At 75.0% G+C, this 9,304-nt stretch carries 10 protein-coding genes; 5 read left to right on the top strand and 5 right to left on the bottom strand.

All coding sequences use genetic code 11. The annotated features are described in order from the left end of the window. Positions 1 to 1,170, bottom strand: a 1,170-nt coding sequence (locus LPA27_RS12620) for a serine/threonine-protein kinase (protein WP_228942658.1), incomplete at its 3' end; no start/stop codon positions are given. A 69-nt stretch (positions 1,171 to 1,239) separates the two neighbouring features. On the opposite strand from LPA27_RS12620, the gene LPA27_RS12615 reads away from it, so the two are divergent. Together LPA27_RS12615 and LPA27_RS12610 are read left to right on the top strand one after the other, a co-directional pair. After that, entirely contained in the window at positions 1,240 to 1,830 is a 591-nt protein-coding gene (locus tag LPA27_RS12615) for an RNA polymerase sigma factor (RefSeq protein WP_228942656.1), read from the top strand. A 217-nt stretch (positions 1,831 to 2,047) separates the two neighbouring features. Further along, on the top strand, positions 2,048 to 3,031 hold the full coding sequence (locus LPA27_RS12610) for an NAD-dependent epimerase/dehydratase family protein (protein WP_228942655.1): 984 nt from the start codon (positions 2,048 to 2,050) through the stop codon (positions 3,029 to 3,031). A 102-nt stretch (positions 3,032 to 3,133) separates the two neighbouring features. Here LPA27_RS12610 and LPA27_RS12605 read toward each other — a convergent pair whose 3' ends face one another. The 3 genes from LPA27_RS12605 to pdhA are packed head-to-tail and all read right to left on the bottom strand — an operon-like array spanning position 3,134 to position 6,821. Further along, positions 3,134 to 4,684, bottom strand: a complete 1,551-nt coding sequence (locus LPA27_RS12605; RefSeq protein WP_228942654.1) for a dihydrolipoamide acetyltransferase family protein — start codon at positions 4,682 to 4,684, stop codon at positions 3,134 to 3,136. Further along, positions 4,684 to 5,667 (bottom strand): alpha-ketoacid dehydrogenase subunit beta, encoded by a 984-nt coding sequence (locus LPA27_RS12600; RefSeq protein ID WP_193661842.1) that lies wholly within the window; start codon positions 5,665 to 5,667, stop codon positions 4,684 to 4,686. The genes LPA27_RS12605 and LPA27_RS12600 overlap by 1 nt, the downstream gene beginning before the upstream one ends. After that, positions 5,664 to 6,821: a pyruvate dehydrogenase (acetyl-transferring) E1 component subunit alpha gene (gene pdhA / locus LPA27_RS12595; protein ID WP_082500409.1), complete on the bottom strand. Its 1,158-nt coding sequence runs from the start codon at positions 6,819 to 6,821 to the stop codon at positions 5,664 to 5,666. Before pdhA ends, LPA27_RS12600 begins: the two co-directional genes overlap by 4 nt. 173 nt (positions 6,822 to 6,994) lie before the next feature. On the opposite strand from pdhA, the gene LPA27_RS12590 reads away from it, so the two are divergent. Then, a complete protein-coding gene (locus LPA27_RS12590) occupies positions 6,995 to 7,483 on the top strand; it encodes an SRPBCC family protein (RefSeq protein ID WP_193661841.1) in 489 nt (162 codons plus the stop codon). Further along, the gene (locus LPA27_RS12585; RefSeq protein ID WP_228942653.1) at positions 7,480 to 7,692 is read left to right on the top strand and encodes a DUF2945 domain-containing protein; all 213 of its coding nucleotides are present in this window, start codon (positions 7,480 to 7,482) and stop codon (positions 7,690 to 7,692) included. The genes LPA27_RS12590 and LPA27_RS12585 overlap by 4 nt, the downstream gene beginning before the upstream one ends. A 111-nt stretch (positions 7,693 to 7,803) precedes the next feature. Here the strand turns inward: LPA27_RS12585 and LPA27_RS12580 are convergent, their stop codons facing one another. Further along, positions 7,804 to 8,778 (bottom strand): cation diffusion facilitator family transporter, encoded by a 975-nt coding sequence (locus tag LPA27_RS12580; protein WP_228942652.1) that lies wholly within the window; start codon positions 8,776 to 8,778, stop codon positions 7,804 to 7,806. A gap of 61 nt (positions 8,779 to 8,839) precedes the next feature. Here LPA27_RS12580 and LPA27_RS12575 point away from each other — a divergent pair, with 61 nt between their 5' ends. Then, entirely contained in the window at positions 8,840 to 9,280 is a 441-nt protein-coding gene (locus LPA27_RS12575) for a DivIVA domain-containing protein (RefSeq protein WP_228942651.1), read from the top strand. The last annotated feature ends 24 nt before the right edge of the window (positions 9,281 to 9,304 follow it).

Genomic DNA, 9,304 nt, shown 5'->3' with positions numbered 1-9,304 from the left:
GAGGGCGCCGGCGCCGAGGGCCAGCACGCCCGCGACGGCGCCGACGAGCGCACCCGCGACCCGGCGGCGGCGCGTGGGCCGGGCGGGCGGGGAGGGCTCGGGCAGCTCCCCCGACGGCTGGTGCACCGAGGGCCGCGCGCCGGGCTGGGTCAGCTCGGGGTCGAGGGGCAGCCACGGCCGCGAGATCGATCCCGTCGACCCCTGCCGGCCCACCAGCGGGTCGAGCGCCGCCGAGAGCGCGGCCACGAACGCCGTGACGTCGGGCCAGCGCTCCTCGCGGTCGACCGCGAGCGCGCGGCGCACCACGGCGTCGACCTCGGGCGGGAAGGGCCGCTCCTCGGTCGACAGCGGCGCCGGGTCGTCGGGGTGGGCCGCCGCCTGCAGGCTGGTGTGGGCGTGGGCGGGGCGGCCGGTGAGCAGCAGGTAGGCCAGCGCGCCCAGGGAGTACTGGTCGGCGCGGGCGTCGGGCGCCTCCGCGCGGGCCTGCTCGGGTGCGACGTAGGACGGCGTCCCGGCCACCATCGTCAGCCGGCTCGACACGTCGAGCGCCTTGCCCAGCCCCAGGTCGCCCAGCAGGGCCTGCACGTCGCCGCTCGCGGCGGTGGCGTCGGCGGGGCCGCGGGTTTCACCGGCCGGCTGGTGAAACCCGCACCTGTCGGCCCACGCGTCGGCCGACAGGTGCGGGTCCGGGCCGACCGGTGTGACGGGTGGGGCGGACGGGGCCGGCCCGGCGTGGCCGCCGCGGGTGGTGCGGAACAGGACGTTGGCGGGCTTCACGTCGCGGTGGAGGATGTCGAGGTCGTGCAGCGCCTGGAGCCCGAGACCGACCTGGCGGACGACCTCCAGCGCCTGGCGGGCGGTGAGGCCCTCCACCTCGAGGCGGTCGGCGAGGGTGCCCTGGTCGGCGTACGACATGACGAGGTAGGGGCGGCCGTCGTCGAGCTCGCCGGCGTCGTAGACGCGCACGACGTGCGGGGAGTCGACGCGGCGCAGGTAGCGGCCCTCCTCGAGGAACCGGCGGCGCACCTGGAGGTCCTCGGTCCAGTTGTCGGCCAGCACCTTGACCGCCACCGGGGAGTCGAGCTGCTCGTCGTAGGCCAGCCAGACCGTCGCGAAGCCGCCCGAGCCGACGCGTCGACGCACCGCGTAACGACCGAGACGCGAGGGCATGGACACGCGAGCATGATAGGAGCGGTCAGCCCCGGTTGGGGCGCCACCACGAGGGGAAGGAGGTCGGACATGCCCGGCACGCACAGCACCGACACCCCGGGGGCGCTGACCCCCGACGACATCGACGACCTCGCCCGGCGGGCCCAGGGCGGCGACCGCGACGCCCTGGAGGACCTGCTGACAGCGGTGCGGCCCCGCGCGCTCAACGTCTGCCGCGGGGTCCTGCCCTACTCCTCCGACGCCGAGGACGCCTGCCAGGAGGCGCTGATCAACATCGCCGCCAAGATCGGCTCCTGGGGCGGGCGCGGCCGTTTCACCACCTGGATGCACGTGGTGGCCGTCAACAGCGCCCGCAGCACCTACCGCCGGATGAAGAACCAGGCCGTCGCCGCCGACCCGCAGGCCGGCGGTCCGCTCGCCGACCGTCCCGACCCGCGCACCACCAGCGTCATCGCCGGCACCCGCCTCGACCTGCTCGAGGCGATGGAGACCCTCGAGCGCGAGCACCCGCAGTACGTCGAGCCGCTCCTGCTCCGCGACGTCTACGGCCTGCCCTACGACGAGATCGCCCGCCTGCTCTCCCTGCCGCTCGGCACCGTCAAGGCCCAGATCCACCACGGCCGCAAGCTGGCGCGGCCGATGCTCAGCGGCGAGGGCTGAGGGCGCGGCTGCGGGTTTCACCAGCCGGCTGGCGAAACCCGCACTTGTCGGCCCACGCGTGGGCCGACAAGTGCGGGTCCGGGCCGACAGGTGTGACGGGTGGGGCGGACGGTGCGGGGGCCGGGCGGGGACGGCGGCGCTCGGCCCGGGCGACCTGGAGGTCGACCGGGGCAGCGCGGCCCTCGTGCTCGTTGGCCGCGCCTGACAGGCTCACCCCATGCGCATCCTCGTGCTCGGCGGCTCGGTCTTCCTCTCGCGCGCGGTCGCCCAGGAGGCGCTCGAGCGGGGCCACGAGGTCACCTGCGCCTCGCGCGGTCGCAGCGGCACCGTGCCGGAGGGCGCCGAGCACGTCGAGTGGGACCGCTCGACGCGCGTCGTGCCGCCCGCGCTGGCCTCGCAGCGGTGGGACGTCGTGGTCGACGTGGCCCGCACGCCCTCCTGGGTACGCCGCTCGGTGACGACCTGGCCCGAGGCCCACCACGTCTTCGTCTCCACCGTCAACGTCTACTCCGACGACGCCTCCCCCGGCCAGACCCCCTCCCGCGGGGCGCTGCGCCCGGCCCAGCACGCCGACGTCGACCCCACCACCGACCCCGACGCCTACGGCGCCATGAAGGTGGCCTGCGAGGAGATCGTGCTCGCCGGCGCCGCGCGCAGCCTCGTGCTGCGACCCGGGCTGCTGATCGGGCCTGGCGACCCCTCGGGCCGCTTCACCTACTGGCCGGCGCGGCTCGCGGAGGCCGGCGACGGCGAGCCCGTGCTGGCCGGCGGCTCGCCCCGCGACGTCGTGCAGGTGCTCGACGCCCGCGACCTCGCCACGTGGGTCGTCACCGCGGCCGAGCGCCGCCTCACCGGCGCCTACGACGCGGTCGGCCCCACCACCACCGCCGGCGAGCTGCTGGCCGAGGTGGCCGCCGGCGTCGGCGTCACCCCGCGGCTGCGGTGGGTCGCCTCCGACCGGCTCGAGGCGGCCGGCGTGCAGGCGTGGTCGGGCCCCGACTCGCTGCCGCTGTGGCTGCCGCGCCCGGCGTACGACGGGATGCTGGCCCACGACGCCACCCCCAGCCTGGCCGCGGGGCTCGTCGTGCGGCCGGTGGCCGACTCGGCGCGCGACACGCTGGCCTGGCTGCGCGCGACCCCCGGCGCCCCCACCACCGGCCTGACGCGCGAGGCCGAGGCCGTGGTGCTCGCCGCGGGGTGAGGCTCCGCCCGCGGATCGGCCGCGGGGCGCAGGGTGGACGTCATACGAGGCGTGGATGCGCCTCCACCCCACGCATGACGTCCCACCCAGGAGCGGGCGACCTCAGAACAGCAGCGCCGAGGCGGGGTCCTCGAGGATCGAGGCGACGTCGGCGAGGAACTGCGAGCCGGCCTGGCCGTCGACGTGGCGGTGGTCGAAGGACAGCGCCAGCGTCGTCACCTGACGCACGACGATCTCGTCGACCCCGTCGCGGGTGACCACCCACGGCTTCTTGGTGACCGCACCGAAGCAGAGGATGGCCGACTCGCCGGGGTTGATGATCGGGGTGCCGGCGTCGACGCCGAAGACGCCGACGTTGGTGATGGTGAACGTGCCGCCCGCCATCTCCGCCGGCTGGGTGCGGCCCTCGCGCGCGGTGGCGGTGAGCTCGCCCAGCGCCGCGGCGAGCTCGGGCAGCGCCAGGTCGTGGGCGTCCTTCACGTTGGGCACCACCAGGCCGCGGGGGGTGGCGGCGGCGATGCCGAGGTTGACGTAGTGCTTGAGCACGACCTCCTGGGCGGCCTCGTCCCACGTGGAGTTGATGACCGGGGTGCGACGCATCGCGAGCACGCAGGCGCGCGCGAGCACCAGCAGCGGCGAGACCTTGAGCCCGCGCAGGTCGCGGTGGTCCTTGAGCCGCTCGACCAGCTCCATGGTGCGGGTGACGTCGACGGTGACCCACTCGGTGACGTGGGGCGCGGAGAACGCCGAGCCGACCATCGCTCCGGCCATCATCTTGCGCACGCCCTTGACCGGCTCGCGGGTCTCGCGGGCGCCACCGGCCGCGACCGGCCGGGGCGTCGAGGCGGGCGTCGAGGCAGGCGTCGAGGCGGGCGTCGAGGCGGGCATCGTGGCCGGCGTCGGCTCGGGAGCGGCCCCCCGGCCGGCGGCGGCGTGGACGTCGTCGCGAGTGACGGTGCCGCCGGGCCCGGAGGCACGGCAGGCGGCGAGGTCGACCCCGAGGTCCTTGGCCAGCTTGCGCACCGGCGGCTTGGCCAGGGCGCGTACGGCGGCGGGGTCGGTGGCCCGGGTCGGCACGAGCGCGTCGACCGGCTCGGGCGCCGGCGGGGCCGGGGTGGCGGGCACGGCCGGCTCGTCGGAGGCCACGACCTCGTCGGACTCCGCACCGCCCGGCGCGAAGGCGCCCTGGAGCTGCATCTGGGTGTTGGCGCCGGCCTCGGTCGAGGGCGAGGCCGACCCCTTGCGGGCGCGGCGCACGGGGCCGCGCTCGGCCTTGTTGCGCCCGACGAGGCTCTCTCCCTCCCCGCCCCCGGAGGCGGCGGGGTTGGACAGGTCGATGGCCATCTCGGGCTGGGGCGCGGCGGCGGCCGGCCCCGGCGCGGGCTCGCCGGTCGACGCGGGGTCGCCCACGCGGATGATCGGGGTGCCGACGTCGACGGTGACGCCCGCGTCGACCATCAGCGCGAGCACGGTGCCGGCGTAGGGCGAGGGCAGCTCGACGAGCGACTTGGCCGTCTCGATCTCCACGATGATGTCGTTGATCGCGATGACGTCGCCGACCGCGACCTTCCACTCGACGATCTCGGCCTCGGTGAGACCCTCGCCGACGTCGGGGAGGAGGAACTCCTGGGTGGGGGCCTGGGTGGTGGTCATCAGAACTCCATGCTGCGGTCGACGGCGTCGAGGACCCGGTCGAGGTCGGGGAGGAAGTCCTCCTCGATCCGCGAGGCGGGGTAGGGGGTGTCGAAGCCGCCCACCCGCAGCACCGGGGCCTCCAGGGAGTAGAAGCACTGCTCGGTGATGCGGGCCGACAGCTCCGCGCCCAAGCCGAGGTTGACGTGGGCCTCGTGGGCCACGACGGCCCGGCCCGTACGCCGCACCGACTCCAGCACCGGGGCCATGTCGAGGGGCGAGAGCGTGCGCAGGTCGATGACCTCGAGCGAGCGGCCCTCGGTGGCGGCGGCCTCGGCGGCCTTCATCGCCGTCTTGACCATCGGCCCGTAGGCCAGCAGCGTCACGTCGGTGCCGCGCCGCACCACCCGCGAGGTGAACAGCGGCGCGGGGGTGGCGGTGGTGTCGAGGTCGGCCTTGTCGGCGTGGTACTGCCGCTTGGGCTCCAGGAAGATCACCGGGTCGTCGCAGGCGATGGCCTGCTGGATCATCCAGTAGCCGTCGACGGGGTTGGAGCAGGTGACGACCTTGAGCCCGGGGGTGTGGGCGAACTGCGCCTCGGGCGACTCGCTGTGGTGCTCCACGGCGCCGATGCCGCCGCCGTAGGGGATCCGGATGACCATCGGCATCCTGGAGCGGCCCTTGGAGCGGTAGCTCATCTTGGCCACCTGGCACACGATCTGGTCGTAGGCGGGGTAGACGAACCCGTCGAACTGGATCTCCACCACCGGGCGGTAGCCTCGCAGCGCCATGCCGACCGCGGTGCCGACGATGCCCGACTCCGCGAGCGGGGAGTCGATGACGCGGTCCTCGCCGAAGTCCTTCTGCAGGCCGTCGGTGATGCGGAAGACGCCGCCGAGCTTGCCGACGTCCTCGCCCATGAGCAGGACCTTGGGGTCGTCCTCCATCGCGCGACGCAGCCCCATGTTGAGCGACTTGGCCAGCGTGACCTTCTGGGTGCTCATCGGTCGGCTCCTTCGAAGGACTCGAGGTAGGCCGCGAAGCCGTCGCGCTGGGCGGCGAGCTCGTCGGTCATCTCGGCGTAGACGTGGTCGAACATGTCGAGCGGCTGCGGGTCGGGCATCGCCTTGCAGCCCTCGCGCAGGCGCGCGCCCAGGTCGTCGGCCTCGTCCTTGACCCCGGCGATGAAGGCGTCGTCGACCAGGCCGTTGCGGCGCAGGTAGACCTCGACGCGGGCGATCGGGTCCTTGAGCTTCCAGCTCTCCACGTCGTCGGAGAGGCGGTAGCGGGTCGGGTCGTCGGTGGTGGTGTGGGCGCCCATCCGGTAGGTGTAGGCCTCCACGAAGGTCGGGCCCTGCCCGTCGCGGGCGCGCTGGAGGGCGGCCTGGGTGACGGCGTAGGTGGCCAGCACGTCGTTGCCGTCGACGCGCACGCCGGGGAAGCCGAAGCCCAGGGCGCGCTGGTAGAGCGGGATGCGGGTCTGGCGCTCGATCGGCTCCGAGATGGCCCACTGGTTGTTCTGGCAGAAGAACACCACGGGGGCGTTGTAGGAGGCGGCGAAGATGAAGGCCTCGTTGACGTCGCCCTGCGAGGAGGCGCCGTCGCCGAAGTGGGCGATCACCGCGGCGTCGCGCTCGGGGTCGCCGGTGCCGACGACGCCGTCGCGCTGCATGCCCATGGCGTAGCCGGTGGCGTGGAGGGTCTGCGCGCCGATGACGATGGTGTAGAGCCCGAAGTGGTTCTCCTCGGGGTCCCACGCGCCGTGGTCGACGCCGCGGAAGAGCCCGAGCAGCTTGAGGGGGTCCACGCCCTTGCACCACGCGACGCCGTGCTCGCGGTAGGTCGGGAAGACGTGGTCCTGGGTGCGCAGCGCGCGGCCGGCGCCGATCTGCGCGGCCTCCTGGCCCAGCAGCTGGGCCCAGATGCCGAGCTCGCCGTGGCGCTGCAGCGCCGTGGCCTCGGTGTCGATGCGCCGGGTGAGCACCATGTCGCGGTAGAACCCGCGCAGCTGCTCGGCGCTGAAGTCCATGTCGAACTCCGGGTGGTGGACGCGCTCGCCCTCCGGGGTCAGCAGCTGGACCAGCTCGGGGCCGCCGTCGCTCTGGGAGGGTCCGAAGACCTCCACCAGGTCGGGGCCGAACGTCGAGTCAGGGGACACGTGCGCACTCCTTCGCTCTCACCGGCCCGACGGGGTCTCCGAGGCCGTACGGCGTGTCCGAGCGGGCCGCCAGGGGCGGGGTGGTGCCCCTGTGACCCCGGACACATCGTGGTCGGGGACAACGTACCTGCGAGGGTGAGATGGCCGCCAATCACCCGCCGTAGCCTCGGCGCATGGCCTCCTCCGCACGCCCCGTCGTGACCGCCTCGGCCGTCGTCGACGCCCCGCCCGCCGTCGTCTTCGACATCCTGGCCGACCCCCGGCAGCACCCGCTCATCGACGGCTCCGGCACCGTGAGGGGCTCGACCAGCGGGCCCCCGCGGCTGGAGCTGGGCTCGACCTTCGGCATGGACATGCGCATCGGCGCGCCGTACAAGATCCGCAACAAGGTCGTCGAGCTCGAGCCCGACCGGCTGATCGCGTGGCGCCACGTCGGGCTGCACCGGTGGCGCTACGAGCTGGAGGAGCTCCCCGCCGACGCCACCGGCGGCACCGCCCGCACCCGGGTCACCGAGACGTGGGACATCAGCCGCTACCCCGGCCTGGTGCAGGCCGCCTACCACCGCGCCGGCGTGGCCGCGAAGATCCAGCGCGGCATCGAGAAGACCCTGGTCAAGCTGAGCGCGGCCGCCGAGCAGGCGGCCCGGAAGGAGACGACATGAGCATCCGCAAGGGCACCGAGGTCAGCTGGTCGTGGGGCAACGGCACCGCGAGCGGCACCGTCACCGAGGTCCACCACGACACCGTCGAGCGCACCACCGAGGGCTCGACGATCACCCGCCACGGCAGCGACGACGACCCGGCCTACGTCATCGAGCAGGACGACGGCACCGTCGTGCTGAAGCTGCGCTCCGAGGTCGACCGGGCCTGAGGCGCGGCGCCACGCGGGCCCGGTCGTCCCGGGACGGGACGCGGCGGCGCGGTCGCCGAGCCGCGGGCGGGCGCCTCGGTGGCGACGTCGGTGGAGGCGTCAGTGGAGGCGTCAGTGGAGCTCGCCGAGGTCCTCGTGGGCGCCGTGGGAGACCGGCTCGACCTGGAAGGTCGCGTGGCGCACGTCGAAGTGCTCCGCGACGCAGTGGCACAGGTCGTCGAGCACGGCCCCGACGCCGCGCTCGGCCAGTGCCGCGTCGGTGACCGTCACGTGGGCCGAGAGGCTCGGCAGGCCGCTGGTGATGGTCCAGGCGTGGAGGTCGTGCACGTCGACGACGCCGGGCACGTCCTCGATGTGGCGGCTGACCTCGCCCAGGTCGAGGCCGGCCGGGGCCACCTCCAGCAGCACCGCGACGGCGTCGCGGGCCAGCACGAGGGCGCGCGGCAGGATCATCACGGCGATCAGCAGCGAGGCCAGCGGGTCGGCCTGCAGCCAGCCCGTGGTGAGCACGACGACGCCGGCGGCGATGGCCAGCACCGAGCCGAGCAGGTCGGCGAAGACCTCGTTGGCGGCGCCGCGCAGGTTGAGCGAGCCCGACTCCGAGCGGCTGAGCACCAGCATCGACACGGCGTTGGCGAGCAGGCCGACCGCGGCGAAGGCGATCATCGGTCCCGCCTCGACCTCCTGGGGGTCGGCGAGCCGGCTCAGGCCGGCCCAGGCGAGGTAGCCGCAGACCACCAGCAGCACCAGCGCGTTCAGCAGCGCGGCGAGGATCTCCGCGCGGTGCAGGCCGAAGGTGGAGCGGGGGCCCGGGCGGAGCCCGGCGACGTACGACGCCCCGAGCGCGAGCACCACGGCGCCGGCGTCGGTGGCCATGTGGCCGGCGTCGGCGAGCAGCGCCAGCGAGCCGGTGACCACGGCGCCCACGACCTCGAGCACCATGACGCTCGCGGTGACCGCCAGCACCACCCGCAGCCGCCGCCGGTCGGCGGCGCGACCCGCGGCGTGACCGCCCGGGTGCCCGCCCGTCCGCCGGCCCGCGTGCCCGTGCCCGTGCCCGTGCCCGTGCCCGTGTCCGACTCCCACGCGCGCCAGCCTAGGCGGGCCGGGCAGGCATGACCCGACGGCGCCCGGGGTAGGGGCGGCCATGTCCTCCCCCGCCGACCCTCCTCCCCGCACCCCCTCGCCCGAGCCCGACGGTCCTGCCGGTCCTGCCGACCCCGCCGAGCTGGCGCGGCTGGTCGAGACCGCCCGCTTCACCCCCGTGCGGCTGCGCAGCGGCTACGACATGGGCCAGGTCGACGACTTCCTCGCCGACCTGGTGCAGACCCTGCGCTCGGGCGGCGACCCGGTCGCCCCGGCCACCGCCGCCCGCTTCGCCACGGTCAGGCTGCGCGAGGGCTACGAGACCGCGGACGTCGACGCGCTCCTCGACGAGGTCGTGGTGCGCAGCGGCGGCACCCCGCGCGTGCGCCGGGACGCCGACGACCCCCGCCCCGCGGGCAGCCCGGGCCACGGCGCACCGGCCGGCACCGGCTCGGTCGTGCAGGAGCAGCGGGGCCTGCTGGCCCGGCTGTTCCACCGGTAGGCCCCGCCGCGAGCCCACCGCGGG

This window comes from Nocardioides sp. Leaf374 (genome assembly GCF_916862475.1).
Lineage (GTDB): Bacteria > Actinomycetota > Actinomycetes > Propionibacteriales > Nocardioidaceae > Nocardioides > Nocardioides kribbensis.
Note: the sequence above shows the minus strand (reverse complement) of the source record. Positions and strands in the feature narration are given on the sequence as shown.

Excerpts from the sequence above, each read along its gene's own strand:
- LPA27_RS12615 (WP_228942656.1), top strand. The coding sequence starts at position 1,240 with ATGCCCGGCACGCACAGCACCGACACCCCGGGGGCGCTGACCCCCGAC.
- LPA27_RS12610 (WP_228942655.1), top strand. The coding sequence starts at position 2,048 with ATGCGCATCCTCGTGCTCGGCGGCTCGGTCTTCCTCTCGCGCGCGGTC.
- LPA27_RS12605 (WP_228942654.1), bottom strand. The coding sequence starts at position 4,684 with ATGACCACCACCCAGGCCCCCACCCAGGAGTTCCTCCTCCCCGACGTC.
- LPA27_RS12600 (WP_193661842.1), bottom strand. The coding sequence starts at position 5,667 with ATGAGCACCCAGAAGGTCACGCTGGCCAAGTCGCTCAACATGGGGCTG.
- LPA27_RS12590 (WP_193661841.1), top strand. The coding sequence starts at position 6,995 with ATGGCCTCCTCCGCACGCCCCGTCGTGACCGCCTCGGCCGTCGTCGAC.
- LPA27_RS12585 (WP_228942653.1), top strand. The coding sequence starts at position 7,480 with ATGAGCATCCGCAAGGGCACCGAGGTCAGCTGGTCGTGGGGCAACGGC.
- LPA27_RS12575 (WP_228942651.1), top strand. The coding sequence starts at position 8,840 with ATGTCCTCCCCCGCCGACCCTCCTCCCCGCACCCCCTCGCCCGAGCCC.